Annotated in this window: 28 protein-coding genes and 1 pseudogene; 17 read left to right on the top strand and 12 right to left on the bottom strand. The window is 68.2% G+C overall.

Features of this window, described 5'->3' with window-relative positions; all coding sequences use genetic code 11:
* The 3 genes and pseudogenes from MLGJGCBP_RS54155 to MLGJGCBP_RS02895 all read right to left on the bottom strand — a co-directional run.
* Positions 1-75, bottom strand: a pseudogene (locus tag MLGJGCBP_RS54155) (YceI family protein); the annotation flags it as partial.
* A gap of 119 nt (positions 76-194) precedes the next feature.
* Complete coding sequence (locus MLGJGCBP_RS02900) at positions 195-668, bottom strand: carboxymuconolactone decarboxylase family protein (protein ID WP_160093987.1); 474 nt, start codon at positions 666-668, stop codon at positions 195-197.
* Between the two features lie 23 nt (positions 669-691).
* On the bottom strand, positions 692-1,153 hold the full coding sequence (locus tag MLGJGCBP_RS02895) for a MarR family winged helix-turn-helix transcriptional regulator (protein ID WP_087555281.1): 462 nt from the start codon (positions 1,151-1,153) through the stop codon (positions 692-694).
* A gap of 102 nt (positions 1,154-1,255) precedes the next feature.
* Between MLGJGCBP_RS02895 and MLGJGCBP_RS02890 the strand changes: the two genes are divergently transcribed.
* From MLGJGCBP_RS02890 to MLGJGCBP_RS02860, 7 genes are all read left to right on the top strand, one after another.
* Positions 1,256-1,765, top strand: a complete 510-nt coding sequence (locus MLGJGCBP_RS02890) for a VOC family protein (RefSeq protein ID WP_087555282.1) — start codon at positions 1,256-1,258, stop codon at positions 1,763-1,765.
* Positions 1,766-1,812: 47 nt separating this feature from the next.
* Positions 1,813-2,589 (top strand): pirin family protein, encoded by a 777-nt coding sequence (locus MLGJGCBP_RS02885; RefSeq protein ID WP_160093986.1) that lies wholly within the window; start codon positions 1,813-1,815, stop codon positions 2,587-2,589.
* A 165-nt stretch (positions 2,590-2,754) separates the two neighbouring features.
* On the top strand, positions 2,755-3,696 hold the full coding sequence (locus MLGJGCBP_RS02880; protein WP_160093985.1) for an alpha/beta hydrolase: 942 nt from the start codon (positions 2,755-2,757) through the stop codon (positions 3,694-3,696).
* Positions 3,693-4,763 carry a quercetin 2,3-dioxygenase gene (locus tag MLGJGCBP_RS02875; RefSeq protein ID WP_160093984.1) on the top strand — a complete coding sequence of 357 codons (1,071 nt, stop codon included), beginning with the start codon at positions 3,693-3,695 and terminating at the stop codon, positions 4,761-4,763. The genes MLGJGCBP_RS02880 and MLGJGCBP_RS02875 overlap by 4 nt, the downstream gene beginning before the upstream one ends.
* 197 nt (positions 4,764-4,960) lie before the next feature.
* Positions 4,961-5,545 carry an Rv1733c family protein gene (locus MLGJGCBP_RS02870; protein WP_160093983.1) on the top strand — a complete coding sequence of 195 codons (585 nt, stop codon included), beginning with the start codon at positions 4,961-4,963 and terminating at the stop codon, positions 5,543-5,545.
* 99 nt (positions 5,546-5,644) lie between these two features.
* A complete protein-coding gene (locus MLGJGCBP_RS02865; protein ID WP_087555286.1) occupies positions 5,645-5,845 on the top strand; it encodes a hypothetical protein in 201 nt (66 codons plus the stop codon).
* A gap of 95 nt (positions 5,846-5,940) precedes the next feature.
* A complete protein-coding gene (locus tag MLGJGCBP_RS02860) occupies positions 5,941-6,885 on the top strand; it encodes a dioxygenase (protein WP_160093982.1) in 945 nt (314 codons plus the stop codon).
* 10 nt (positions 6,886-6,895) lie between these two features.
* On the opposite strand, the gene MLGJGCBP_RS02855 is transcribed toward MLGJGCBP_RS02860, so the two are convergent.
* The 3 genes from MLGJGCBP_RS02855 to MLGJGCBP_RS02845 form a co-directional block, all read right to left on the bottom strand.
* Positions 6,896-7,501 carry an Rv1733c family protein gene (locus MLGJGCBP_RS02855; protein ID WP_201452945.1) on the bottom strand — a complete coding sequence of 202 codons (606 nt, stop codon included), beginning with the start codon at positions 7,499-7,501 and terminating at the stop codon, positions 6,896-6,898.
* 112 nt (positions 7,502-7,613) lie between these two features.
* Positions 7,614-7,916, bottom strand: a complete 303-nt coding sequence (locus MLGJGCBP_RS02850; RefSeq protein WP_179220077.1) for a hypothetical protein — start codon at positions 7,914-7,916, stop codon at positions 7,614-7,616.
* 84 nt (positions 7,917-8,000) lie between these two features.
* Complete coding sequence (locus MLGJGCBP_RS02845; RefSeq protein WP_160093981.1) at positions 8,001-8,903, bottom strand: LysR family transcriptional regulator; 903 nt, start codon at positions 8,901-8,903, stop codon at positions 8,001-8,003.
* Between the two features lie 74 nt (positions 8,904-8,977).
* Between MLGJGCBP_RS02845 and MLGJGCBP_RS02840 the strand changes: the two genes are divergently transcribed.
* Positions 8,978-10,066, top strand: a complete 1,089-nt coding sequence (locus MLGJGCBP_RS02840; RefSeq protein WP_160093980.1) for a DMT family transporter — start codon at positions 8,978-8,980, stop codon at positions 10,064-10,066.
* Here MLGJGCBP_RS02840 and MLGJGCBP_RS02835 read toward each other — a convergent pair.
* Positions 9,954-11,009, bottom strand: a complete 1,056-nt coding sequence (locus MLGJGCBP_RS02835) for a GGDEF domain-containing protein (RefSeq protein ID WP_160093979.1) — start codon at positions 11,007-11,009, stop codon at positions 9,954-9,956. The two genes, MLGJGCBP_RS02840 and MLGJGCBP_RS02835, sit on opposite strands and share 113 nt — an antisense overlap.
* 118 nt (positions 11,010-11,127) lie before the next feature.
* On the opposite strand from MLGJGCBP_RS02835, the gene MLGJGCBP_RS02830 reads away from it, so the two are divergent.
* On the top strand, positions 11,128-11,496 hold the full coding sequence (locus tag MLGJGCBP_RS02830; protein ID WP_087555293.1) for a hypothetical protein: 369 nt from the start codon (positions 11,128-11,130) through the stop codon (positions 11,494-11,496).
* A 16-nt stretch (positions 11,497-11,512) separates the two neighbouring features.
* Here the strand turns inward: MLGJGCBP_RS02830 and MLGJGCBP_RS02825 are convergent, their stop codons facing one another.
* From MLGJGCBP_RS02825 to MLGJGCBP_RS02805, 5 genes are all read right to left on the bottom strand, one after another.
* The gene (locus MLGJGCBP_RS02825) at positions 11,513-11,902 is read right to left on the bottom strand and encodes a hypothetical protein (protein WP_087555294.1); all 390 of its coding nucleotides are present in this window, start codon (positions 11,900-11,902) and stop codon (positions 11,513-11,515) included.
* A gap of 273 nt (positions 11,903-12,175) precedes the next feature.
* On the bottom strand, positions 12,176-13,249 hold the full coding sequence (locus tag MLGJGCBP_RS02820; protein ID WP_160093978.1) for an alkene reductase: 1,074 nt from the start codon (positions 13,247-13,249) through the stop codon (positions 12,176-12,178).
* 159 nt (positions 13,250-13,408) lie between these two features.
* Positions 13,409-13,864, bottom strand: a complete 456-nt coding sequence (locus MLGJGCBP_RS02815) for a hypothetical protein (RefSeq protein ID WP_160093977.1) — start codon at positions 13,862-13,864, stop codon at positions 13,409-13,411.
* 77 nt (positions 13,865-13,941) lie between these two features.
* Positions 13,942-14,337 carry a universal stress protein gene (locus MLGJGCBP_RS02810; RefSeq protein ID WP_160093976.1) on the bottom strand — a complete coding sequence of 132 codons (396 nt, stop codon included), beginning with the start codon at positions 14,335-14,337 and terminating at the stop codon, positions 13,942-13,944.
* Positions 14,334-15,338 carry a 2-hydroxyacid dehydrogenase gene (locus MLGJGCBP_RS02805; protein WP_160093975.1) on the bottom strand — a complete coding sequence of 335 codons (1,005 nt, stop codon included), beginning with the start codon at positions 15,336-15,338 and terminating at the stop codon, positions 14,334-14,336. The genes MLGJGCBP_RS02810 and MLGJGCBP_RS02805 overlap by 4 nt, the downstream gene beginning before the upstream one ends.
* Before the next feature lie 354 nt (positions 15,339-15,692).
* Here MLGJGCBP_RS02805 and MLGJGCBP_RS02800 point away from each other — a divergent pair, with 354 nt between their 5' ends.
* From MLGJGCBP_RS02800 to MLGJGCBP_RS02765, 8 genes are all read left to right on the top strand, one after another.
* Positions 15,693-17,273 (top strand): ABC transporter substrate-binding protein, encoded by a 1,581-nt coding sequence (locus MLGJGCBP_RS02800; RefSeq protein WP_160093974.1) that lies wholly within the window; start codon positions 15,693-15,695, stop codon positions 17,271-17,273.
* 66 nt (positions 17,274-17,339) lie between these two features.
* Positions 17,340-18,266, top strand: a complete 927-nt coding sequence (locus MLGJGCBP_RS02795) for an ABC transporter permease (protein WP_160093973.1) — start codon at positions 17,340-17,342, stop codon at positions 18,264-18,266.
* A 12-nt stretch (positions 18,267-18,278) separates the two neighbouring features.
* Complete coding sequence (locus MLGJGCBP_RS02790; protein WP_160093972.1) at positions 18,279-19,310, top strand: ABC transporter permease; 1,032 nt, start codon at positions 18,279-18,281, stop codon at positions 19,308-19,310.
* Complete coding sequence (locus tag MLGJGCBP_RS02785; protein ID WP_160093971.1) at positions 19,307-20,326, top strand: ABC transporter ATP-binding protein; 1,020 nt, start codon at positions 19,307-19,309, stop codon at positions 20,324-20,326. Before MLGJGCBP_RS02790 ends, MLGJGCBP_RS02785 begins: the two co-directional genes overlap by 4 nt.
* A 1-nt stretch (position 20,327) precedes the next feature.
* The gene (locus tag MLGJGCBP_RS02780) at positions 20,328-21,338 is read left to right on the top strand and encodes an ABC transporter ATP-binding protein (RefSeq protein ID WP_160093970.1); all 1,011 of its coding nucleotides are present in this window, start codon (positions 20,328-20,330) and stop codon (positions 21,336-21,338) included.
* Positions 21,335-22,051, top strand: a complete 717-nt coding sequence (locus MLGJGCBP_RS02775; RefSeq protein WP_160093969.1) for a sulfite exporter TauE/SafE family protein — start codon at positions 21,335-21,337, stop codon at positions 22,049-22,051. The genes MLGJGCBP_RS02780 and MLGJGCBP_RS02775 overlap by 4 nt, the downstream gene beginning before the upstream one ends.
* A gap of 121 nt (positions 22,052-22,172) precedes the next feature.
* The gene (gudD, locus tag MLGJGCBP_RS02770) at positions 22,173-23,510 is read left to right on the top strand and encodes a glucarate dehydratase (RefSeq protein WP_160093968.1); all 1,338 of its coding nucleotides are present in this window, start codon (positions 22,173-22,175) and stop codon (positions 23,508-23,510) included.
* A complete protein-coding gene (locus MLGJGCBP_RS02765; protein WP_160093967.1) occupies positions 23,510-24,484 on the top strand; it encodes a 2-hydroxyacid dehydrogenase in 975 nt (324 codons plus the stop codon). The genes gudD and MLGJGCBP_RS02765 overlap by 1 nt, the downstream gene beginning before the upstream one ends.
* The last annotated feature ends 396 nt before the right edge of the window (positions 24,485-24,880 follow it).

Here is a 24,880-nt window from a genome sequence, read left to right as displayed (position 1 = left end):
GACGGTGGAGTGGACGGTGTCGATGGCCCAGGTTCCGGCGGTGAGGTTGGGGAGGGTGGCGGTGGCGGTGGTCATGAAAACTCCTTGACGGTGAACGGGGCACTCGAATCGAGGTAATTGAATCTGCAACTACTAAGGTAAGAGAAGTCGTTGCGATGTCAACTAAAATTTGCGAAAGGGCGGGTGAAGTGCGGTTACGGCTTCGGCTTGACTTGATGGCGGCTGACAATGGAGATCCGGTTGAACGCGTTCATCGTGACGGCGATCCAGCTCACCGTGGAGATCTCCTGCTCGGACAGGAACCGCCGAGCGAAGGCGTAGTCGGCGTCCTGGCTGTGCGCGTCCGGGAGGGTGGTGATCGACTCGGCCAGCGTGAGGGCCGCGACCTCGCGCTCGGAGAACAGTGTCGTCTCCCGCCAGGCGGGCAGAACCGCGAGGCGCTGCGGGGTCTCGCCCGCGGCGAGCGCCGCGGCGACGTGCACATCCAGGCAGTACGCGCAGCGGTTGATCTGGGAGACGCGCACGTTGATCAACTCGACGAACCGCCGGTCCATCCCGGCCTCGGTGGTCGCGTGACGGATGGCCTTGGCGACGCCGATCTGCGCCTGATAGACGGCCGGGCTCTGCCTGTCGATGTGGACGTAGTCGTTCTCCGCTGAGGTGCTCATGACCAGCCTTTCCGGTGGGTGGATCAGGGGTTCTCCAGCAGGTGGGCGCGCATTTCGCCGAAGTCGTGCCCGAGGATGGTGACGTCTCGGGGGCTGAGCAGGTCGAACATGTTCCGGCGCACCTCCGCCACGTGTCCGGGGCTGGCGGCGGCGAGTTTCCCGGCGCCGGCGTCGGTCAGCTCGGCCAGCATTCCTCGCTTGTCGTCCTCGCATTCCACCCGGCGCACCCAGCCCGCCTCGACCAGCCGGGTGATCGCCCGGGTCACGCCACTGCGGGTGGTGGTGACCGCGTCGGCGAGTTCACGCATCCGCAGTTGCCGCTGCGGTGCTTCCGACAGCACGACGAGAAGTTCGAAGTCGGTGAAGGAGATGCCGGCGTCGCGGGTGAGCTGCCGATCGAGTGCCTGCAGGAGTAGTCGGGTGGCGTCCAGGTAGGCGCGCCACGTGTTCTGTTCGTCGGCGCTGAGCCATCTGGTCGGTTCCACGGGACCAGCATATCCCAAGTAGTTGACAGCGCAACTACTTGGTGTAGGGTGGTGATAGTTGAAAGCGCAATCATCGGCGTTTCGCGGAGAGGGGTTCGGGCAATGAGCACCACAGACGAGCAGGAGCGCTCCCAGAGGTTCGCGGCGCAACGCGACCGGATCCGCGCCGAGCACCTGAAGCCCGTGTCGTCGCGGCCGGCCTCCTCGGCTCGCGGACTCCACCACACCGCGCTGATCAGCAGCGACGTCGAGCGCACCGTCCGGTTCTATCAGGATCTCCTCGAGTTCCCGCTGACCGAACTGATCGAGAATCGCGACTACCCCGGGTCTTCGCATTTCTTCTTCGACATCGGCAACAGCAACCTGCTCGCCTTCTTCGACTTCCCGGGCCTCGACATCGGGCCGTACCAGGAAGTGCTCGGCGGACTCCACCACATCGCGATCAGCGTCGAACCCGATCGGTGGAATCACCTGCGCACGAAACTGGTCGACGCCGGCGTCGAACTCATCGAACACAGTGAGGTGTCGCTGTACTTCCGCGACCCCGACGGCGCCCGCCTCGAACTCATCGCCGACCCGCTCGGCGAAATGTACGGCTCACACGTTCTGTGAAAACCCTGTGAAAACACTGCTGTGAGAATTCTGGAAAGGATTCACTCATGACTGCCGCCATCACCCCACCCCGCCTCGACGTTCGGCGCGCCGACGACCGTTTCAAGACGAACGCGGGCTGGCTCGATTCCAAGCATTCCTTCTCGTTCAGCAACCACTACGACCCGGCCAACACCCACCACGGGGTGCTCATGGTCAACAACGACGACATCGTCGACCCCGGTCAAGGTTTCGACACCCACCCGCACCAGGACATGGAGATCGTCACCTGGGTGCTCCAGGGTTCGCTGGTGCACCAGGATTCGATGGGCCACTCCGGCGTCATCTACCCCGGACTCGCCCAGCGCATGAGCGCGGGAACCGGAATCCTGCACTCGGAGAAGAACGACTCGTGGCGGCTGAAGGGAGACGCCGACGAGCACCGCGATCCGGTCCACTTCATCCAGATGTGGGTCGTCCCCGACGAAGCCGGGATCACACCCGGCTACGAGCAACTCGAAATCGACCACGAGTTGCTCACCGGCGGACTGGTCCCCGTCGCGTCCGGCATGCCGGGCCACGCCGACCACTCGGCCATTCGCATCAAGAACAAGTACGCCGCCATGCACGTCGCACGGCTGCAGCCCGGCCAGGCGCCCATCACCCTGCCCGACTCGCCGTTCCTCCACGTGTTCGTCGCGCGCGGCGAAGCATCGTTGGAGGGTGTCGGCCTCCTCGCCGAGGGCGATGCCGTCCGGATCGGCGGTGGCGGTGGGCAGCAGATGACCACCGATACCGGCGCCGAGGTCATCGTGTGGGAGATGCACGCGCAGATCGCCGGGTAGCGCCGCCGCGGCGGACGGCCGCACCGGCGGGCGCGGAATCCGCTTCTTCCGTTGGGGTTGCGGAAGCTGCTACAGTGCCGGGCAGGCAGTGACCTCAGGAAGGGCCTTACAACCGCGCAAGCGGCGACCCAGGCCCGGGTCCTGCATCCGAAGGAGTTCAGTCCCTTGGACACGGCTTCGACCGTCGTCCGCCGATCCACCGTCGAGTACGCCCCCGATCTGCTACTCGATCTCGTACGCCCCGCCGAGGCAGCGCATCCATTGCCTGCGATCGTGTGGCTTCACGGTGGAGGTTGGCGGCTTCAAGACCGCACTGCATGCCCGGACCTGGTGCAGCACTTCGCAAGACACGGCTATGTCATGGTCAGCATCGACTACCGCCTTGCGCCCGGCACCTGCCACCCCGGCCAGATCTTAGACGTCCGGCGGGCGGTGCGCTGGCTTCGCGCCAACGCTGCGGACCACGGCATCGACCCCGACCGGATCGGTGTGTGGGGCTCGTCCGCCGGTGGACATCTCGCTGCGCTGGCCGGAGTGCACTCGGCCACAACACGATTGCCCGGGGAAGATCCCGCGACCGTCGACAGTGCGGTGCAGGCCGTCGTCGACGGCTACGGGCCCGCCGACCTGCCCGGTCTCGTCGACCTCTGCGCGCAGCGGGCACCGGCCGAGGACCAGTCCCCGGAGGCGTCGCTGCTCGGCGGCGCGATCCGGGACCGGTTGGACGCGGCGCGATCCGCCAGCCCCGCACTGCAGGTGACGCCCGGAGCGCCGCCGTTTCTGATCATGCACGGCCTCGGCGACAATCTGGTGCCGTCCACGCAGAGCGTGGCGTTGTACGACGCGCTCGTCGCGCACGGCAACGACGCCGTCCTCTACCTGATCGAGGGTTTCGGGCACGGGTTCTTCAACCCCGGCCACGTCCTCGAACTCGGCCCCGACCAGACCCTCGACCAAGGGCATCTCGAGCGAAATCCGCACGCGCCGGCCTCGACCCGCGCGGTGAGCGACTTCGGGCGCGCCTTCACCGAGCGGCACCCGTCCGCCTCGTTCGCGGCGGTCGAGGACTTCTTCTCGCACACTCTGAAATCAGGAACACACGCATGACCATCTTCGACATCCCCGCTCTGGACGACGTCCACACCGCCGTTCCGCAACTCGACACCCTCCCCGGGCGGTGCGTGCCCTACACCATGGCCGCCGGTGAAGGCGAGCGCCACGAACTCGGCGGGCAACTGATCACCGTCATCGCTCGTCCGGAAGACACCGGAGGGCAGTTCGGTGCCGCATATGTGTACGGCGGCAAGGGAACCGAAACCCCGTTCCTCGCCCATGATCGCGAGCACCGCTTCCTGTACGTCACCGACGGGCGGCTCCAGGTGTGGTTGCCGGGCGAATCGCACCTGCTCGTGCCCGGCGACTCGGTCACCGTCCCGGCCGGGACGCCGTACGCGTACCGCATGCTCGCGCACCGGACCCGGTTCCTGAGTTGGCTCACCGTCGGCGACGCGCACCGGTGGTCGCAGGCCACCGGCCACACAACCCAGTCGCACGTCTTCGACGCCGAGACGGCGCCGATGTCGGACGCGCGGCAATCCGAACTCGCGGACCGGTTCGGCGTCCGGTTCCACGATCTCGAGAAAAAGGACCTGCCGACGGTGACGGGCACGGTGCTCCCGGCGGGGGAGTCGCCGTATGTGCTGGAGGCCGGCGAAGGCGACCGCTGGGCGAGCCTCGACCAGTTGAACACGTATCTCGCGCGGCCCCGGAACACCGGCGGAACGTACTTCGCGATGCACACGATGGGCGGCAAGAGTGTGTACATTCCCCGGCACTTCCATCGCGAGCACACCGAGAACTTCTTCTGCATCGAGGGACGGATTCTCCTGCACGCCAACGGCCGGGAGATCATGCTGACGAAGGGTGACTTCCTGCACGCTCCCGCCGGGACCATCCACAGTTTCGCGTTCGACAGCCACGACACGCAGATGCTCGGCCTGCTGACCACCGGGGTGTTCGAGAAGTTCTTCGAGTACATGAACACCCCGACGGACGCGCACGTGCACACCGAGGGCGGCGACATGCAGTTCCCGGCCGAGGGGTTCGCGCGGGCACGTGCCGAGCTGGACCTCGAGGTCGTCGGGCCGCCGCCCGCCCGAGGCGACGGCAGGTGAGTGTCCGCGTCGGCCGCACACCGTGCTGCGGGACTTCGACGACTTCGGGCACGAATCCCGCCCGTGCGGGCTGTACACGCCTCTGACCTCGGAGTGTGAGACTCGTCAAGTTTGCCCATTTCGGTTTCCTTGTTGCCTTATCAGTGGCGACACTGGTGAAGCAGGCAATTTACGTGGACGAAACAATGAGGTGAATCGTGTTGGGGCGCTCGAAGGCAACCGTGGTGTACTCGGTGTCGGGTCGACCGTCCAACCCCTTCGCACGACCGGTCGATCGCTACGCGGCCACCCTGCGATCCGTCATCGCCGCACTCGCCGGTATCGCGATCGTGCTCGCCGCCGTGATGGGCACCTGGCAATGGAACCAGGAGAGTGAGCGGGCCGCGCAGCAGCGCGCCACCACCACCCTCGTCACAGCCGTCACCAGCACCGACGCCCCCATCACCATGTCGCCCCGCGGCTCGGTCCGGACCACGCCGATGGTCGAGGCGACGTGGTCCTGGACCGCCGAATCGCGTACCGAGAGCATCGAGGTCCCCTCGGGGACGCCGGCGGGCACCGAGAAGACCATCGCCGTCGACGCGGACGGCAAGTGGGCCGGCCCGAGGGTCACCAATTCCGACGTCGTCAGCGCCGCGGTCGCGGCAGTGCTCCTCACGCTCGCGGCCAGTGCGCTGCTCCTGGGCATGGTGTGGGCGATGTGCGCGCGCGCTGTCGAACGCCGCCGCCAGCAGTACTGGGACGAGAGCATCCGCCGGCTGTTCGCCACCTACAGTCGCTGATCGTTTCCTCGAAGGTCACCTCCTGATTGCACCGTCGCCACGGCGGTTTCGGTGCGCTCGCTCCGGGCTATTCAGGTGATGCCGAGGAAAGGTGGAGCCATGTCCGACAGGGATGCTTCCATATTCGAGAGCGAGCGGGAACTCGACGAGGATTCCGTCCGGAACGCTCAGCGGACCGTCGCCCACCACTCGATCGACGCCGACGACTGCCGGATGCTGCTCGCTGCGCTCGGCATCCCCCTCGTCCGCGATACCGGCAACGAGACCCTCTCCGGCACGGCGGGTGCCGAAGCGTTGTGACCTGCTCACAGTGACTTCGCAGCGAATCTCCAGGGTGCCCGCACCCGGGGCCGTTTGTATGGGACTCGAGCCCGGAACAGCCCTTGGAGGTCCCCATGTCGAACAGTCCGCGTCACCACCGCGCCGAAGAAGTGCACGAGCACGATCGCGGCCTCAGCCACGACCTGAAGTCGATGTTGTCGCGTCGCCGCGCCCTGTTCGTGTTCGGTGCCGCGGGAGCGACCGCGCTCGCCGCCTGCTCGACGGCCGGCGGCGAGCAGGCAGCGAGCTCGTCCTCGACGACGGACGCGGCGGCGACCACTGCGGACACGGCGAGCGACGGCACGTGCGTGGCGGCGGCGCCGCAGGAAACGGCCGGACCGTATCCCGGTGACGGGTCCAACGGCCCGAACGTCCTGGTCGAGTCGGGGATCGTGCGTCAGGACATTCGCAGCAGCTTCGGTGCGTACTCCGGGACGGCGGAGGGTGTCGCGACGACCATCGAACTCGACCTGCAGGACCTGACGAAGGACTGCGCGGCCGGCGCCGGAATGGCCGTCTACCTGTGGCACTGCGACCGGGACGGCGAGTACTCGCTCTACGGCAAGGGCATCACCGAGCAGAACTACCTGCGCGGCGTCCAGGTGGCGGATACCGCGGGCAAGGTGTCGTTCACGTCGATCTTCCCTGCCTGCTACTCCGGGCGCTGGCCGCACATCCATTTCGAGGTGTTCGACACGCTCGAATCGGCGGTGGCCGGGGAGGACGCCCGCCTGACGTCGCAGATCGCGGTGCCGCAGGACGCGTGCGCCACGGTCTTCGCCTACGACACCGGCTACGCGAACAGCGTCTCCAACCTGTCGAAGGTCTCCCTCGATTCGGACAATGTGTTCGGCGACGGCTGGGATGCCGAACTGGCCACCGTAACCGGCGAACCCGCCACCGGCATGACCATCTCGATCACGATCGGCGTCGCCGAGAAGTCGGCGAACACCCAGTCCGCGACTGCCGGTCCGCGCGGTGGCGGCGGACAACCACCGGCAGGAGCGCCCGGCCGGTAGCGCCGGTCCGTCAGCTGACGTGCCACCCCGGAGGTCTGTCGAGTTCGTTCCATTCGCGGGTCAACCGGGCCTGCTGTCGGCGGGACGCGACCCAGTGGACGATCAGGAACAGGCCGCAGTAGCCGCCGGTCGACGCCACCCAGATTCCGCACGCGACGCTCACCGCCGTGGCGGCGTTCTGCGAACCGGTCTCCGGTGCGGCGACGAGGTCGCCGTTCGGGTTGAGCCAGACGGTGACGGTCTGGCCGGCCTTCGCGCCCGCGGCGGTCGGAACGTCGGCTGTGTGCGTCTGCCCGTTCGCCGACCACTGCACCCGCGCGTGGGATTGGTACTGGGGAGATGCGGCCAGGGCCTCGCCGGCGCTGCCGTTGCGGGAATCCTCCACGAGCCTGGCGGGGGTCGAGTGCTGGGTGGCGAGTTCGGCCTGGGTCTGATTGTCCAGCCGCGAGTACGTCTCGGTTCCGACGGCCGCGGCCAGTGGAATCATCAGGAGCACGAAGACCACCCCGATGAGGACCAGCGCGGATCGCAATCGGTCGCATCCCCGCATGAGCGGGTTGCGGCTCCACGGACCCAGACGCCACAGGCGTATCGGCGCTGCACACGTATCGCTCATCGCGCACCTCCGGGTGGTTGCCCACCACCATTGTGCAACTGAAACGGGTGCGCGTGTAGGGCCTTCTGTCAGGTCTTCCTGCCTGGCATGAATTCGCGCGCTGCCTGCCGAGTCAGATCTTTTGCACGAGGTCCGGCCACGGTGGTCGGCGGAGCACGGCGAGGGTGGCGATGACGGCGGCCGCCAGTCCGATGAATTCGCCGAGCAGCGCTACCCGGGAGCCGTCGACGGCGGGCTCCCACGACACGGTGCCGTCGTGCACGACGAAGACGCCGACCGGTGCGGGGCCCAGGATGCCGCGAAATCTGGTGACGGTGAGGATGGTGGTTCCGTCGGTCGTCTCGTAGGGCTCGCCGTAGATTCGCGCGGTGGCGGCGTTCGCCTGCGACTGGTTCACCACGTCCCGAATTTTCACCGCGACCTCTCTTGCCGTTCGGCCGAAGACCGTTCTCATGATGGCACTCGGACCGTCCCAGACGCGGCATTCCGGGATCGCGCGTCAGGTACCGATGCCGGCGAAGGCCTCGGTCAATGCCTCGATGCCCGCGCGGACCGTGGGCCGGTCGTTGTCGGCGCGGCGGAGTGCGTAGATCTCCCGCTCGAGTGTGGGGCGCACCGGGACGATCGCGACGTTGTCCGGCACCCAGACGCGGGCCAGGCGCGGCACGAGGGCGGCGGCGAGTCCGTGTGCGACGAATTCGAGTTGCGCGGCGAATTCGGGTGCTTCGTATCGGATGTCCGGTTCGATGCCGCGGTTGCGCAGCGTCTGCACCAGCCAGGTGTGGAACACCGCGCCTTTCTTCCACGTCGTCCACGGCATGTCCGCGATCTCGTCGAGGTCGACGTGGTCGCGGGAGGCGAGGGGATGGTCCCGGGACAGTGCGACGTCGGCCGAGTCCCGGTGCACCAGGGTGTGCACGGCGTCCTCGGGGAGGTGGAGGGGCATCGTGACCCAGCTGTCGACGATGGCGAGGTCGAGTTCGCGGCGCACGATCGCCGGTATGAGTTCCTCGGTCTCGCCGGCGGAGAAGCTGACCGTGAGTTGCGGGTGCCGCCTGCGCAGCGTGGCCACCGCGGTCGGCACGACGACTCGGCCTGCGGAGGAGAAGGATCCGATGCGCAGTTCTCCGACCACGTCGCGATCGAGGGAGACGACCTCGGATTCGGCCTGCGCCAGCAGCGATATCGCTTCCTGCCCTCGGCGGGCCAGGAGCCGGCCGGCGTCGGTGAGCTGAACGCCGCGGCCGGCGGGCACCAGGAGTGTCACGCCGACCTCCCGTTCGAACTTGCCGAGTTGCTGCGACACCCCGGACGGTGTGACGTGCAGGGCACGGGCCGCGGCGCCGATCGAACCGTGTTCGGCGACGGCGCACAGGGCGCGGAGGCGATCCAGACTCAACATGGTAGTGATGCTACTTCTTTCATGACACGACTATTCACTTGTTGTAATGGTTGGGGACTCGGAGAATTCTCGGTGTGACTACTGCCCTCCGTTTGCGTCCCCGTGCCCTCGTCAGCCCCTCGTTCAGCATCGCGTCCGTGGATCCGCGACTGCTCGTTCTGGCGGGTGCGGTGGCGACTTCGCTGACCGGCAGTCTCATCAAATTGTCCGGGGTGGAGCCGGCCACGTCGACGTTCTTCCGGTGTGTGCTGGCGTTGCCGATCCTCGGTTTCCTCGCCCTGCAGGAGTTTCGGCGGCACGGCGGCATTCCCCTCCGGGTGATTGCCGCCCAGGTGCTCGGCGGGATGATGCTCGGTGTCGACTTCGCGCTGTGGGCGCGGTCGATCCAGATGATCGGGGCCGGGATCTCGACGGTCGTCGTCAACGTCCAGGTCATCGTCGTGCCGCTGCTGGCGTGGATCGTCTTCCGTGCGCGGGTGCCGGTCCGGTTCGTGGTGGCGGTTCCGTTCCTGTTCGCGGGGGTGGCCCTTGCCGGCGGAATCCTCGGCGGCAGCGGCGAGGGCGACCAGTTGTTCCTCGGAACCCTGCTGTCGCTGGCGGCGGGCGTGGCCTACGGGATCTACATCTTCGTCATCGGCCGTGCCGGATCCGCGCACCGGGCGTCGTCGCAGGTGTTCGTGTCGACGATCGCCGCGGGCGTCGTCGGGACCGCGGTGGGATCGCTCTGGGGAACGGTGGACCTCACGCCCGGCTGGCCCGCGCTCGGATGGTTGGCGGCGCTGTCGCTGAGCAGCCAGGTGCTCGGCTGGGTCCTCATAGGATTCGCCCTGCCGAGGCTCGCCGCCGAGGTCGGTGCCACGCTGCTGCTGCTCCAGCCGGTCCTGGCGATGATGTTCTCCATCGTGATCGTGCACGAGCGTCCGAGCATCGGGCAGTTCGCCGGCTGCGCACTGGTCGTCGCGGCGGTGTGGATGGTCACCCGGGCGCGGCCTGCCGGCCGTCGTTCGGTGACCGCGCGAATCGCCGAATTACCCGCCGCACGACCCGTGGTCAGGCGTTCCACCCCGTCCGCAGTGACGGTTCGTCGGCCGGCGGCTCGGGCGGGTGGTGTCGCTGCTTCGCGGTGTACAGCTCACGGTCGGCCCGTCGATAGAGCGCGGTGAGCGGGTCGGACTCTCCGGTGCACGACGCGACGCCGAAGCTGAACGAGGTGGGGCTCTGCCGCGCGAGTCTCGCCATCACCTCGGGCAGCTCGGCGTGGTGCTCGCCGACCATGCAGGTGACGAACTCGTCGCCGCCGACCCGGGCGAGCAGGGCGCCGCGCGGCAGGTGCGCGGCGAGGTAGTTCGCCAGATCGACGAGAACCGCGTCCCCCGCGGCGTGGCCGTAGTGGTCGTTGGTCGACTTGAATTGGTCGACGTCGACGAGCGCCAACGTGACGGGGGGCTGCTCCGTACCCGCGCCCTCGAGCGCGTGCCGGAACGCGAGTTCGAACCCGGCGCGATTGAGCAGTGCCGTCAGAGCGTCGGTGCTGGCCGATTCGATCAGGGTCCGGGTCAGGGATCCGAACATCTCGGCCGCACCGATCACACAGGTGACCGCCACGACGAGAACGGCGGCCTTCACGGCCGCCGTGTCCATGTCGACCTGCACCAGTGTGAAGGCGGCGGGGGCGAGAACGACCCCGACCACCATCAACCCGGTGAGGCAACCGACGAGGAGTCTCGACTGCCGTTTCGGGTAGAACACGACGAAATACATCGCCAGAAACGTCGCTGCGATCGCGCAGAGCAATTGGGCGACCGCGAGGATGAGACCGGACATCACGATCGGTGTGGCGAGCAGTGCCGCCACGGTGCTGACCTGGTAGACCCGCCGTCCCGGCCTGCGCCCGCCCCGGTACAGCACCACGAGTGCGATCAGTCCCAGGAGGATGCCGGCCGAGCGTGCGGCGACGGTCTCCGGCCGGATCGGCAACCCGACCATCGGAGGCAGGACGAACCCGGCCAGGTGCAGCGCCGTCGTGATCCACAGGTACCGGCGCAGGATGCGCGGCCGATAGTCCTGAAGGACCGTGTCGACGGACGAAGCAGCGAGGGGCCTCACTCTGGCAATTATCCAGGAACGGTCCCGGGAAAGGCGGGCTCTCGGCAACCGCCCCACCCGGGAGGACGTGCCGCGACCTCGACCGGGCCGATACGAGATACTGGGAGTAACGGATAGATTGGCTGCGCCTCACCGGCCGAGTACCGACAAGGAGTCTCCCATCAAGATCCTGCAGCACGTCTCGAGCGAGATCCGCGAGTGGGAACAGGCCGTCACGACGGTCGTGCTCCGCATACGCCAGATCGGGGTACTGATCGACCGCCTCGGTCCCGCCCTCGACGACCTGTCCGAACTACTCGACGCCGCGAAGCAGATCGCGGAGACCGCGGAGGGGCTCGCCGTCAGCGCGAAGGGCATCGACCAGAGCGCCGAGATCATTGCCCGCGACGCGGAGAAGATCGCGCATGCGCTGCCCGCGGTGGAACGGCTGGGACGGCTCGCGGACCGCCTACCCGGGGGAGGCAGACGGTCCGCGGCCGGCCGATGACGAACGTCGGTCGGGGTTACTGCACGAGATGCAGCGTCCCCGCTGCGGTGGGGCGCTGCTCCCCGGGTTCCGCGTTCGGGTCGTCAGCGATTCCGGCGATCGGCATCACGGCGAGGGCCTGGTCGAACGCGTCGACGAGCCATTCCCCGGTCACCTCCACCAACTGCACGTCCTCGGCGTCCGGTTGCCGCTGAAAGAACCGCACGACCCACGGGTTCTGCGCGTCCGGATCGGTACTGAGATCCCCCGGCGCGTTGGTGGCGAGCAGATGGATGTTGCGCTCGAAATCGACCCGGACCGCGTAACCGGCGCCGGTGTTGACGACGGTCGCCGGGCGATGCGCGGCCAGAGCCAGTGTCATCAGGGCGTCGGCATAACGGGTGGTGTGCTCCACGGTAAGTGGCATGAGCACCTTTCGACTGTTGTGACCGTCGCGCCGCCCGCGGTCTTCGTCATGCAGGCACCCCGCAGATCAATGGGCCGGAAGAACAGACTTCCGGCAGATCACGAGAAGATCGAAATGGAAGGGGCGCCCTCGCGCACTGTGCGCGATCGCTACGCCAGAACGGAGTACGGACACGTCGGACGTCCCGCGAACTCGGTAGCTGTGTACTCAACTTCGACCAACCGTACGGTGCTGGGACCCGATGCGCGACCCCGGGTCTTCCGCGTGTGGGTATCAGTGCTGCAGCGCCGGGTAGTCGGTGTACCCCTTCGCACCCTCGGAGTAGAAGGTCAGAGGGTCCGGGTCGTTCAGCGGCAGGTCTTCCTGCCAGCGCCGCACCAGGTCCGGGTTGGCGATCGCGGGGCGCCCGACGACGACGGCGTCGGCATGGCCGTCGTCGAGGATGGACAGTGCCTCGTCCCGGCTGGTGACGGCTGTGAAACCGCTGTTGACCAGCACGGGACCGCCGAATCGCGTCCGCAGATCCTGAACGAGGGAACCGGCCGGGTCCTTGTGCAGAATGCTCAGGTACGCGGGCTCCAGCGGCGCGATCGCGTCGACCAGCGCGCCGTAGGTCGCCCGAACGTCGTCGGCGTCCAGTTCCAGCACGTCCTGGATGTTGTGTTCCGGGGAGATGCGGATCCCCACCCGGCCCGCGCCGATCGCCTCGGCCACGGCCTGAACGACCTCGATCACGAAACGTGCCCGGCGTGCGGGGGAGCCGCCGTACGCGTCCTCGCGCCGATTGGACACCGGGGAGAGGAACTCGTGCAGCAGGTAGCCGTTGGCGGCGTGGATTTCGACGCCGTCCAGCCCGGCCGCCACCGCATTTCGCGACGCCTGGACGAACTCTTCGATGATCGCGGAAAGTTCGTCGGTATCCAGCGCCCGGGGCACCGGGTACGGCTCCTTCCCCTCGTACGTGCGGGTCTCGCCCTCGATCGCGACGGCACTCGGCCCGACGACCTCGTGGCCACCGGTGGTTCCCTCGTGCGTGACGCGACCGGCGTGCATGACCTGGGCGACGATCCGACCGCCGGCCGCGTGTACCGCGTCGGCGACGTTCTTCCACCCGGCGACCTGCTCGGGTGTCACCAACCCGGGCTGACCGGGAAAGCCCTGGCCGGCGTGGCTGGGGTAGGTGCCCTCGCTGACGATCAAACCGAGGGATGCGCGCTGCCGATAGTGCTCCACCACCAGCGGTCCCGGCACACCGTCCCGCCCGGAACGGGAGCGTGTGAGGGGTGCCATCACCACCCGGTTGGGCAGCTCGAGGTCGCCGAGGGTCAACGGGGAGAAGAGATTCACAGACAAGTCTTTCCGTAGGCAATGCAGTATCTGAAGCCTCTGGGGCAACGAGTGCACGCGCCTGCCTATTCCGAGCTGAGACGGTCGTCACCGCACGCGTATGCCGATCTGAAATTGTTGCAGGTCAAGGAGAGTGGTGGCGTGCAACCCTGAGCGGCGCTACAGGTCGTGGTCGCGTTCGAGGAGGGCGTCGAGCCACAGCAATGCTTCGACGAGGGCCTGCACCCGTGCGAGTTCGGTGTCGGCGGGCACGGGCGGCGGAGGATCGGATCCCGCCCGGTGCCTGCTCTGCAAGTGATTCACGACGGCGCTGAACAGCCATTCGGCGGGCGCGGGCAACTTGTCGTCCATCTCGGGTGCGTCGTGCACGACGGGGACGACGCTGATGAAGCTGTCGACGGCGTCGGCGACACTGGCGGTCGGGTCCGCGACGAGGTCGGCGATGGTGGAGACCATCCACGTCACGACCGCGGTGAACGCCGACCCGTTGCTGCCGGTGTCGCAGGTGATCCGCGAGATCTCGTGGGCGAGCGCGTGGAAGTCGCGGTCGCCGACCAAGGTCAGGAGGCGACCGCCCAGTTGTGCGCCGTCCGCGCGATCGGGCCCGTCGATCATGGCTGTCCCACGGCAGGTATTCGGCGCCGCCCCGGTTCCGGATGGGGTCGGATCGATGAGGCCTGCCGGCGGGCGGCTCAGACTTCCGCGGCGACGGGCGGCTTGACCCCGACGACCGGGCACTGCGCCTCGAGGAGCACGCGCTGCGCGACGCTGCCCATGAGGAGTTTGCCGACGGGGGAGCGGCGCCGCATACCGAGAACGAGGAGTTCGGCGGCGGAGTCGTAGGACGCGTCGATGAGATTGTCGGCGTGCGAGCGGCCGGGTTCGTTCCGCGCGACGCGGTAGTCGACGCCGGCCGCGTCCGCTTCCTCTCTGGCGGAGTGCAGTTCGGCCTCGAACCCGGGCTCCGAGGCACTGTCGCCGTCGGCGATCACCACGAGATCCGTTGCGCGCATGCGGGCTTCGGTGAACCCGAAGGCGAGGGCGCCGCGACCTTCGAGGGTCGGGACGTAACTGAGAACGACGCTCATCGTGACCTCGGCTCGAGAACGGGGGTGGTGAGGGTGCCCTGGGCGAGGTACTCGTCGAGGTTCTGCAGGGTCAGGGCCTCCATCGCGGCGCGGGTCTCGGTGGTGCCGCTCCCGACGTGGGGGAGCAGGACGACGGTGTCGAGCGCGAGGAGTGCTTCGGGAACGTGGGGTTCCCGGGTGAACACATCCAGTCCGGCTCCGGCGAGTTTGCGTTCGGTGAGCAGTTCGACGAGCGCATCCTCGTCGACGACGCTTCCGCGTGCCACGTTGATCAGGTAGCCGTCGGGTCCGAGCGCTTCGAGAACCTCTCGGTCCACCAGCTTTTGGGTTCCCTTGCCGCCGGCTGCGGCGACGATGAGGACGTCGACCCCGGCGGCGAGTGCGGCGGCCGAATCGGCGTATGCGAACGGTGAACCGGGGACCTCTCGCCGATTGTGGTACGAGATCGTGCAGCCGAAGCCGGTGAGGCGGGCGGCGATGGCGGAGCCGATGCGGCCGAGGCCGACGATGCCGACCCGCGTGCCGCTCACCTTCCGGGTGAGGGGGAAGTTGCCCTCGGCGGGCCAGCGGCCTGCGCGGACGAAGCGGTCCGAGGCGGAGAATCCGCGGAGCGTGTCGATCAGTAGTCCGACGGCGGTGTCGGCGACGCAGTCGGTGAGGACGTCGGGGGTGTTGCTGACGCCGATTCCGAGTTCTTCGGCGCGCTCGACATCCGTTGTGTCGTAACCGACTCCGAAGTGCACGATGGCGCCGAGGTTCGGCAGTTCCGTCATCAGGGCGGCGTCGACTCCGGTGCGACCGGACGTCACGACGGCGGTGACGGTTTCGCCGTGCTCGGCGAGGAAGCTGCTGCGGTCTTCTCCGATGGGGAGGGTGAGGGCGTCGTACTTCTCGGAGAGTGTTGCCGTGAGCGACGGCTTCAGCGGCCCGACCTGCAGGACCCGGCCTCCCGAAACAGTCTGTACGGCAGCTTCTTTCACGGACGCCTCTGCGGTCACCATCGTGCCTCCTGACGAGTGGCGACGCGGCTGTCCGCGCCGCCGGTTACCCGTAAGTTAAGCGGCCCTCGGAATACCTGTCCAACACGTAAATAACATGGATCGATACTCAAACGGCATTGGTCGGCGGCGCGCTGACGTGCGCAGATGCCGAACCGTCCTGTATGTGCCGGTCAGAGGCCCGCCGGGGTGATCGCAGTCTCCCCGATATCACGCCTGTGACGGCCCTCACGGGCCGTTTTGCGCCGTCACCTCCTGTTGACGGCTCCTCCGGGCCGCTCATAGCGTGTGTCTACCGTCACAGGCGGGCCCTCTTCACTCGCGTCGAGTACGCGACACATCCCTACGGAGGACACCATGAGCCCTGCACGTTCGCTGCAGCAGGGAACCCGTTACCGCGTCGTCGCCGTGGCCACCGCCGCGCTGACGGTGCCGGCTCTGGCCGCAGGTTGCTCGGTCGCCAATTCGAGCCACAGCGACGCCGCCAGCCCCGACACGCTGCGGATCGTGCTCCCGCAGGAGCCGCCCACGCTCGAGCCCTGCGACGCCTCACTCACCTCGACCGGAGTCGTCGTCCGCTCCAACATCACCGAGCCCCTGGTGGAACGCAACGCCGACACCGGCGACCTCGAGCCGAAGCTCGCCGACTCGTGGGAGCAGACCTCGGACACGATCTGGACGTTCCGGATCCGTCCCGGTGTCACGTTCAGCGACGGCAGCGCGTTCGACGCCGAGGACGCCGCGTTCTCGATCGATCGCACCGTCAACTCGACCATCGGCTGCGACGTCGACGGGTACGTCTTCGGCGACGACGCCCTCGTCGTGAATGCGGTCGACTCGTCGACCGTGACGGTCCAGACGCCCGCCGCCGACCCGATCCTGCCGCTGCGGATCTCGTTCGTGGAGATGGTGCCGTCCACCACCGACACCAAGGACAAGGTGCGCGATCCCATCGGCACCGGCCCCTACAAGATCGACTACTGGGACCACGGCCAGCGGCTGGCCCTGGTCCGCAACGACACGTACTGGGGCACGGCCCCCGAGTACGCGCGGGCCATCTACCAGTGGCGAGCCGAGGGCAGTGTGCGGGCGGCGATGGTGGTGAACGACGAGGCCGAACTCGCCACTTCGCTCGGCCCGGAGGACGGCGCCGGCGATCTCGGTGCCGCCTACCCCAACAACGAGACCACCGCGCTGCGCATCGACGGCAGCCAGGCGCCGCTCGACGACTACCGCGTCCGCGAGGCCATCGACCTCTCCGTCAACCGCGCGGGAATCGTCAAGGCGCTGTTCCAGGGCCTCGGCGAGCCGGCCGGGCAACTCGTCGGCAGCAGCATCGTCGGGTTCGACCCCGACCTGCAGCCGACCCCCTACGACCCCGACCGTGCCGCGCAACTGGTGGCGGAGGCCAAGGCCGACGGCGTTCCCGTCGACAAGCAGATCCGGCTGATCGGGCGCACGGGCCAGTTCCCCAAGATCAACGAGACCGTCGAGGTGATCCAGAACTCGCTGAGCAAGGCCGGCCTGAACGTGAAGATCGAGATGATGGACACGGCGGCTCAGCTGGAGTACCAGGTCCGGCCGTACCCGCAGAGCGGGCCGGTGATGCTGGTGATCCAGCACGGCAACCAGGCGGGTGACGCCCAGTTCACCGTCGACCAGTACATGCGCAGCGACGGTTACCAGAGTTACTTCGGCACAGCAGGTTACGACGCGCAGATCGACGCCGCCGAGAAGCTCGTCGGCGGCGCCCGCCAGGACGCGTTCGCATCGGTACTGGCGAACGAGCCGGAGGAGATCCGGCAGTTCGCGTACATCGCCCACATGAACGGGGTGCTCGCCAAGTCCCCGACAGTGCAGTACACGCCCAACTCCGCGACCGGCGACGAGATGCGCCTGAGTGAGATGACCCACGCGGACACATCCGCAAACGGCTAAGCCCTCTTCCCAGCCCCCGGAGGAATTGTGATGTCCCAACCGAACCCGATCCGAAGGCGGTGAGTCATGTTCGCCTTCCTGCGCCGACGCGTCTACACCAGCCTCGTCCCTCTCCTCGTCGTCCTCTTCGGTGTGTTCCTGCTCGCTCGCCTCACCGGCGACCCGACCAACCTCTACCTCCCGGTCTCCGCGACCCCCGATCAGCGCGCCGAGTTCGCGGCCGAGAACGGCCTCGACACGCCGGTGCTGAGCCAGATGGCCGACTACCTGTCCGGGGTCGCCCACCTGGACTTCGGGGAGTCGCTGCGCACCGGTGAATCCGCCGCGACCATGGCGCTGCGGGCGTTCCCCGCCACGTTGCAGCTGGCGTTCTTCACGATGCTGCTCGCGATCATCGGCGCCGTCGTGATCGGCTGCTGGGCGGCGTACCGGCCGAACTCGCTCGCCGACCGGATCTCCAGCCTGCTGTCGATGACCGCGGCCAGCATCCCCGACTTCTGGTTCGCCATCACCGGCGTGTGGATCTTCGCGGTGGTGCTGGGGGTGCTGCCCACGTCGGGCACCGGAAGCGCGCTGTCGTGGATCCTGCCGATCGCGACGCTGCTGATCCGCCCGCTCGGCGTGCTCACCCAGGTGGTGCGCGGCGCGATGGTGTCGGCGCTGTCCGCACCATACGTACGTCTCGCCCGCAGCAAGGGCGCAGGCGACCTGCGCGTCGTCAGCCATCACGCGCTCCGCAACGCCGCTGCCCCGGCGCTGACGGTGGCCGGCGACCTCACCGTCGGCCTGGTCAACGGCGCCGTCGTCGTCGAGGCGATCTTCGGGTGGCCCGGCATCGGGAAGCTGATGATCGACGCCATCCTGCAGCGCGATTTCGCGGTCCTGCAGGCGGCGGTGCTCCTGACCGCCGTCAGCATCTTCGTCCTCAACATCCTGATCGACGCGGGCTACGCACTTCTCGACGCGCGTGTCCGCGAGAAGACCAAGGTCTAGGAGGCCGCCGACATGTCCATAGACAACGCTCCCCGCCTCGACGGAGCCGGCGACGTCCACCAGGGCCCCGACCAGGCGTTCCCGAACCCGGCCGCCCCCGGCGGAGACGCCGCTCCCGCGCCCAAGTCTTCCCGGAACAAGACGCCGTTGTGGAAGCTGCTCCTGCGGGACCGGATGGCCACGGTCGCGGCGGCGATCCTGGTGTTCGTGTTCCTCGTCGCCGTCTTCGGCCCGTGGCTGGTCGGCGACGCCGCGACCGATCAGAACCTCGACCGGTCCAACCTCGCCCCGTTCCACGTGGCGAACGGGTGGATGAACATCCTCGGCACCGACCCGCTCGGGCGCAGCATGCTCGCCCGGTTGATCGTCGCGTGCCGCACCACCCTCCTGGTGGCGCTGCCCGCGGTCGCGCTGTCCTGCATCGTCGGGTCGCTCATCGGCATGTGGGCCGGTTACCACCGCGGCTGGCGGGAGACGACGGCGATGCGCGTCGCCGACGTCATCATGAGCTTCCCGTCGCTGCTGATGGCCGTCGTCGTCCTGTACGTGTTCTCGCCCAGCGCGGCGAACATCGTCCTGGTCCTGGCGATCACCCGCATCCCGATCTACCTCCGCACCGCCCGCGCGGAGTCGGCGGAACTGCAGAGCCGGCTGTTCGTGGACGCTGCACGCACGTTCGGCGCCCGCAGCGGGGCCGTCATCCGTCGGCACGTGTTCCCGATCCTGCTGCCGACTCTGCTCACCGTCGCCACCCTCGACTTCTGCTACGTGATGCTCGCCGAGTCGTCGCTGAGCTTCCTCGGCATCGGCATCCAGCCGCCCGACATCAGCTGGGGCCTGATGGTCTCCCAGGGCCGGACGTACCTGCAGACGGCGTGGTGGCTGTCCTTCTTCCCCGGTCTCGCCATCGTCGTCACCACCGTGTCGGCAACCGTGCTCGCCGCGTGGGCCCGGATCGCCACCGACCCCGCCCAGCGCTGGCGTCTGACCGTGCCGCGGTCGCGTCGCTCCCGGCTGTTCCCCACCCGAAAGGTCGTCTCATGAGCGCACCTGCACCGGCTGTCGAATCACCCGACTTCGCCGCAGACATCGACCGCGTCGCACTCGAGGTCGCGGATCTCACCGTCGACCTGCGCACCCCCTCGGGCACGGTCCGGGCCGTCGACCACGTGTCGTTCACCGCGCGACGTGGGGAGACCCTCGCGCTGCTCGGTGAGTCGGGGTGCGGCAAGTCGATGACCGCGCAGGCGCTCGTCGGCCTGCTCGAACCGATTGCCGACATCACCGACGGCTCGGTCCGCCTCGGCGACGTCGACCTGGTGACGGCGAAGGCGAAGACCCGCCGCACCCTCGCCGCCACCGAACTCGCCATCGTGTTCCAGGACGCACTGACCGCGCTCAACCCCGTCTACACGGTCGGCAAGCAGTTGGCCGAGCCGTTCCGGATCCACCGTGGCCTGTCCGCGAAAGAGGCGCGGCGGGAAGCGATCTCGCTGATGCAGAGGGTCGGGATTCCCGAGCCCGAATCGCGCGTCGACTCCTACCCGCACCAGTTCTCCGGTGGCATGCGGCAGCGCCTGCTGATCGCGATGGCCGTCGCGCTGAGCCCGACGGTCCTGCTCGCCGACGAGCCGACCACCGCACTCGACGTCACCGTGCAGGCGCAGATCATGTCGCTGCTGCGGGACCTGCGCACCGAGCACGACATGGCCGTCATCCTCATCACCCACGACCTCGCGCTCGTGGCGGAGGAGGCCGACCGCGTCGCGATCATGTACGCGGGCAACGTCGTCGAGACCGGACCGGTCGCCGAGGTCTTCTCCTCGCCGCAGCACCCGTACACCAAGGGCCTGCTCGATTCGGTCCCCGTGCACGCGGTCCGCGGCGAAGACCTGAAGTCGATCGGCGGCACCCCGCCCGACCTGCACTCCATTCCGTCCGGCTGCGTCTACCAGGCGCGCTGCCCGCTCGCCCGCGACCTGTGCCGCACCACCCGCCCGCCGCTCGCCGGCGTCGCGGCCGGCCGCCGCTCGGCGTGCCATTTCCCCGAGGAGGTCTGACATGTCCGAGTCGATTCTGAAGGTGCGGGGCCTGACCAAGACGTTCAAGGTGCCTGCCAACGCGGCGGGTAAGAACCAGTTGCGTGCGCTCGACGGCATCGACCTCGACCTCGCCCGCGGCGAAACCCTCGGGCTCGTCGGCGAATCGGGCTGCGGCAAGTCCACCCTCGCCCGCACGCTGATGATGCTCGAGCGTCCCGACTCCGGTTCGGTGACGTGGGACGGCGTCGACCCGTTCTCGCTGAAGGGCAAGGACCTGCTGGCGCTGCGCCGCCGGGTGCAGATGGTGTTCCAGGACCCGTACGCGTCGCTGAACTCCCGGATGTCGGCGGCCGACATCATCGCGGAGCCGTGGCGCACCTACAGGACGATGTACAAGACCAGCCGCGACCGGGCGGCGCGGGTGCGCGAATTGCTGCACCTCGTCGGTCTGCGGCCGAGCGACGAGCACCGCTACCCGCAGGAGTTCTCCGGCGGCCAGCGTCAGCGTCTCGGGATCGCCCGCGCCCTGGCGCTGAACCCGAGCGTCGTCATCTGCGACGAACCCGTGTCGGCCCTCGACCTGTCGGTGCAGGCTCAGGTGCTCAATCTGCTGAACGACCTGCAGAAACAGCTCGGCATCTCGTACGTGTTCATCTCGCACGACCTGTCGGTGGTCCGGCACGTCGCCGACCGCGTCGCCGTGATGTACCTCGGCCGGATCGTGGAGACGGGTGCGACGGACGCCGTCTTCGACCGTCCCGCGCACCCGTACACCGAGGCCCTGATGTCGGCGGCGCCGAAGCTGGACGCCGACTCCCGCGGCAAGCGGATCATCCTGGAGGGTGAGGTTCCGTCGCCGCTGAACCCGCCGTCGGGCTGCCGGTTCCGCACCCGCTGCGCCCACGCGACCGACGTCTGCGCGAGCACGGTGCCGCCCGCCGCCGTCGACGAGCGCGAAAGCGGCCACGCCGCCGAATGCCACCATCCTCGCCGCCCGGTCGCGCTCGGCGTGCCGGTCGCGGTCGGGTGAGCGGGGCCGAGTTCGCGGTCATCGCGCTCGCCGTCTTTCTCGCCTCGTGCATGCAGGCGTCGATCGGATTCGGGATGGGCATGCTCGCGGCACCGGTCGTGGCGCTCGTCGATCCGAGCCTGCTGCCCGGGACGCTGATCATGACGGCGACAGTCGTCACGGTGATGGTGGTGTGGCGGGAACGGGAAGCCCTGGACCTGACCGGCACGGGGTGGGCTCTGGCCGGCCGGGTGCCGGGCACCATCGCGGGCGCGGTGCTGCTGGTGGTGCTGCCGGAACGGGGGTTGTCGCTGCTGCTCGCGGGCGTGGTGCTGTCCGGGGTCGTCTTCGCGACCCTGGGCTGGGCGCCGCCGCCGCGACGCCGGAACCTCGCCTTCGCCGGGGCCGCGTCGGGTCTTCTCGGCACGGCCACGTCGATCGGCGGACCGCCGATGGCGCTGGTGATGCAGGGGTCGAAGGGGGCGCAGCTGCGCGGCAACATGAGCGCGTTCTTCCTGGTGGGCTCCACGCTGTCCGTCGCCGTTCTCGCCGCGACGGGTTCGGTGCACCGCGAGTCGGCGGTGATGTTCGCGTTGCTCGTCCCGGCGACGGTGCTCGGATACGTGGCGTCACGGTTCGTGAACCGCCACCTGGACGCCTCTCGCCTGCGCCGGACCTCGATCGCGGTGTCCTGCGTGGGTGCGCTGATGCTGATCGGACAGCAGCTTCTCTGATGCAGTGTCTGCATCGATCGATGCTCAACAAGTCTTGGACATGTATCGATCGGGCCACTTAGGGTTTTCGTTGTGAGGCGCCTCACGGGCGGCGCTGCGCTGTGAAGGAAGGTTTCGGAAGATGAGTACAACGAGCACCCCGGTCGTCACCGACATGCGAGTGGTCCCGATCGCGGGACACGACAGCATGCTCCTGAACCTGTCCGGCGCGCATGCCCCGTACTTCACCCGGAACCTGGTGATCCTCACCGATTCCGACGGCAACACCGGTGTCGGCGAGGTCCCCGGCGGCGAGCCGATCCGGCGTACCCTCGAGGACGCCCGCGCCATCGTGACCGGGCGCAGCATCGGCGAGTACAACGGCGTACTCGCCGACCTGCGGCGCACGTTCGCCGACCGCGACTCCGCCGGCCGCGGCAACCAGACGTTCGATCTCCGCGTCGCGATCCACGCCGTCACCGCCGTCGAGTCGGCGCTCCTCGACGTTCTCGGGCAGCACCTCGGTGTCCCCGTCGCGGCCCTGCTCGGCGACGGTCAGCAGCGGGACAAGGTGCAGGCGCTCGGCTACCTCTTCTTCGTCGGCGACCGCAACAAGACCGACCTGGACTATCAGTCGGGTGCGGGCGAGTCCGACGACTGGCTGCGTCTGCGGCACGAGGAGGCGCTGACACCGGACGCCGTCGTGCGGCTCGCCGAGGCCGCCCAGGCGCGATACGGCTTCGCCGACTTCAAGCTCAAGGGCGGCGTCCTCGCGCCCCGCGAGGAGGCGGCGGCCGTGACGGCGTTGGCCGAGCGGTTCCCCGACGCGCGGGTCACCCTCGACCCCAACGGCGGGTGGCTGCTGTCGGAGGCTATCGAGACCTGCCGCGGACTGAAGGACGTGCTCGCGTACGCCGAGGACCCGGTCGGTCCCGAGGGCAGCTTCTCCGGCCGCGAGGTGATGAGCGAATTCAAGCGCGCCACCGGACTGCCCACCGCCACCAACATGATCGCCACCGACTGGCGCGAGATGGGGCACACCATTCGCTCCGGCGCCGTCGACATCCCTCTCGCCGACCCGCACTTCTGGACGATGGCCGGATCGGTCCGCGTCGCCCAGCTCTGCGACGCATGGGGCCTCACGTGGGGATCGCATTCCAACAACCACTTCGACGTGTCGCTCGCCATGTTCACCCACGTCGCCGCTGCGGCCCCGGGCGACATCACCGCCATCGACACCCACTGGATCTGGCAGGACGGTCAGCGGATCACCAGGGACCCGTACGAGATCGAGGGCGGCTACCTGACCGTGCCGTCGACGCCGGGTCTCGGGGTGAAACTAGACATGGACCGGGTCGAGGCCGCGCACGAGCTGTACCTCCAGAAGGGTCTCGGTGCGCGCGACGACTCGGTCGGCATGCAGTTCCTCGTGCCCGGCTGGTCGTTCGACAGCAAGCGTCCGGCGCTGGTCCGCGCCTGATGAAGATCGTCGTCGGCGACCGGAATCTGCTGCCGCATCGCGAACTGTTCGAATCGGGCCTGCCGTCCGGCGCCGCGGTGTCATGGCATCGGAAGTTCGACGAGTCGGAGATCGTCCCCGACCTGACCGACGCCGACGTGTACGTGGGCGGCCGGTTCACCGCCGCGATGGCCGCCGCCGCACCGAAGCTGCGGCTACTGCACGTCGCAGGCGCGGGCACCGACAACGTGGCCTTCGACGCCCTTCCTCCCGACACCCTGGTCGCCAACACGTTCCACCACGAGGACTCGATCGCGGAATACATCGTGTCGGCGGCGTTGATGCTGCGCCGCGGATTCCTCGGTCACGACCGCGCCCTCCGCGGCGACGTGTGGGCGACGTCGGTCTACGACGACGCGATTGCGCAGTCCCGATCCATGCGTGGCGCGCGGATCGGGTTCGTCGGCTTCGGTCACATCGGCGGGAGGACGTGGAGCCTGCTGCGCGCGTTCGGTGCAGAGGGCTGCGCGGTCACCGGGCGGGGAAATCTCGACGCCGACGCGGAAGGACTGGTCTGGGCTGGCGGCAATACGTCGCTGCTCCGGCTCATGACCGAGTCCGACGTCGTGGTGGTGTCCGCGCCGCTGGGCGATCACACCCGCGGCATGATCGGCGGGCCGGAACTCGAGGCGCTCGGACCGGACGGAGTCCTGATCAACGTCGGGCGCGGACCCCTCGTTCAGGAACAGCCGCTGTACGACGCACTGGCGTCGCACCGGATCGCGGCCGCGGCCATCGACGTCTGGTACTCCTATCCCGATGCCGGCGGTCATGGCGCGCCGAGCGCACTGCCGTTCCGCGACCTGCCGAACGTCCTGATGACCCCGCACTCGTCCGGCGTCACCGACCACACGTTCCTCGGCCGCGTCCGCGACATCACCGAGAACATCCGCCGGCTGGACACGGGGCAGACGGTCCTGCGCACCTGTGGCTGAGGAAGACACAGTCTTGCGACCCTCTATATAGGAGTCCCTATATAGAGGGAGTCGGTGCCGGCGAGAGTGACAGATCCTGAAGAGTTGCGGCCGAAATCGCTGCGACCAGGCGATTTGGAAAACGGCACACGGTTCGCGTAACTTATTCCAAGTCAGAGCGACACGGACACCGACATTCACCACCTGGTGATGCAACGAGGTTGTACGAAGTGCCTGGCAAATCCGAAGTTCACCATCGTGTATGGTTGTGCTTCAACCCCGGAATGTCTTCAGCGGGTGCCGGTTTGCGCCGGTCAGCCTGATGAGATAAGCTGGAAAAGTTGCCCCGGAGCGGCTGGCGAGTGAGTCAGAAGTGATGGTGTGCGCGTGTTCTTTGAGAACTCAACAGTGTGTCGA

This window comes from Rhodococcus sp. T7 (genome assembly GCF_009872365.1).
Lineage (GTDB): Bacteria > Actinomycetota > Actinomycetes > Mycobacteriales > Mycobacteriaceae > Rhodococcus_F.
The sequence above is the reverse complement of the archived record's forward strand: the minus strand, read 5'-3'. Positions and strand labels throughout refer to the sequence as shown.

Excerpts from the sequence above, each read along its gene's own strand:
- MLGJGCBP_RS02790 (WP_160093972.1), top strand. The coding sequence starts at position 18,279 with ATGTCCATAGACAACGCTCCCCGCCTCGACGGAGCCGGCGACGTCCAC.
- MLGJGCBP_RS02800 (WP_160093974.1), top strand. The coding sequence starts at position 15,693 with ATGAGCCCTGCACGTTCGCTGCAGCAGGGAACCCGTTACCGCGTCGTC.
- MLGJGCBP_RS02765 (WP_160093967.1), top strand. The coding sequence starts at position 23,510 with ATGAAGATCGTCGTCGGCGACCGGAATCTGCTGCCGCATCGCGAACTG.
- MLGJGCBP_RS02875 (WP_160093984.1), top strand. The coding sequence starts at position 3,693 with ATGACCATCTTCGACATCCCCGCTCTGGACGACGTCCACACCGCCGTT.
- MLGJGCBP_RS02780 (WP_160093970.1), top strand. The coding sequence starts at position 20,328 with ATGTCCGAGTCGATTCTGAAGGTGCGGGGCCTGACCAAGACGTTCAAG.
- MLGJGCBP_RS02860 (WP_160093982.1), top strand. The coding sequence starts at position 5,941 with ATGTCGAACAGTCCGCGTCACCACCGCGCCGAAGAAGTGCACGAGCAC.
- MLGJGCBP_RS02825 (WP_087555294.1), bottom strand. The coding sequence starts at position 11,902 with ATGCCACTTACCGTGGAGCACACCACCCGTTATGCCGACGCCCTGATG.
- MLGJGCBP_RS02890 (WP_087555282.1), top strand. The coding sequence starts at position 1,256 with ATGAGCACCACAGACGAGCAGGAGCGCTCCCAGAGGTTCGCGGCGCAA.
- MLGJGCBP_RS02815 (WP_160093977.1), bottom strand. The coding sequence starts at position 13,864 with ATGATCGACGGGCCCGATCGCGCGGACGGCGCACAACTGGGCGGTCGC.
- MLGJGCBP_RS02855 (WP_201452945.1), bottom strand. The coding sequence starts at position 7,501 with ATGAGCGATACGTGTGCAGCGCCGATACGCCTGTGGCGTCTGGGTCCG.
- MLGJGCBP_RS02785 (WP_160093971.1), top strand. The coding sequence starts at position 19,307 with ATGAGCGCACCTGCACCGGCTGTCGAATCACCCGACTTCGCCGCAGAC.
- MLGJGCBP_RS02900 (WP_160093987.1), bottom strand. The coding sequence starts at position 668 with ATGAGCACCTCAGCGGAGAACGACTACGTCCACATCGACAGGCAGAGC.
- MLGJGCBP_RS02865 (WP_087555286.1), top strand. The coding sequence starts at position 5,645 with ATGTCCGACAGGGATGCTTCCATATTCGAGAGCGAGCGGGAACTCGAC.
- MLGJGCBP_RS02795 (WP_160093973.1), top strand. The coding sequence starts at position 17,340 with ATGTTCGCCTTCCTGCGCCGACGCGTCTACACCAGCCTCGTCCCTCTC.
- MLGJGCBP_RS02885 (WP_160093986.1), top strand. The coding sequence starts at position 1,813 with ATGACTGCCGCCATCACCCCACCCCGCCTCGACGTTCGGCGCGCCGAC.
- gudD (WP_160093968.1), top strand. The coding sequence starts at position 22,173 with ATGAGTACAACGAGCACCCCGGTCGTCACCGACATGCGAGTGGTCCCG.
- MLGJGCBP_RS02810 (WP_160093976.1), bottom strand. The coding sequence starts at position 14,337 with ATGAGCGTCGTTCTCAGTTACGTCCCGACCCTCGAAGGTCGCGGCGCC.
- MLGJGCBP_RS02805 (WP_160093975.1), bottom strand. The coding sequence starts at position 15,338 with ATGGTGACCGCAGAGGCGTCCGTGAAAGAAGCTGCCGTACAGACTGTT.
- MLGJGCBP_RS02845 (WP_160093981.1), bottom strand. The coding sequence starts at position 8,903 with ATGTTGAGTCTGGATCGCCTCCGCGCCCTGTGCGCCGTCGCCGAACAC.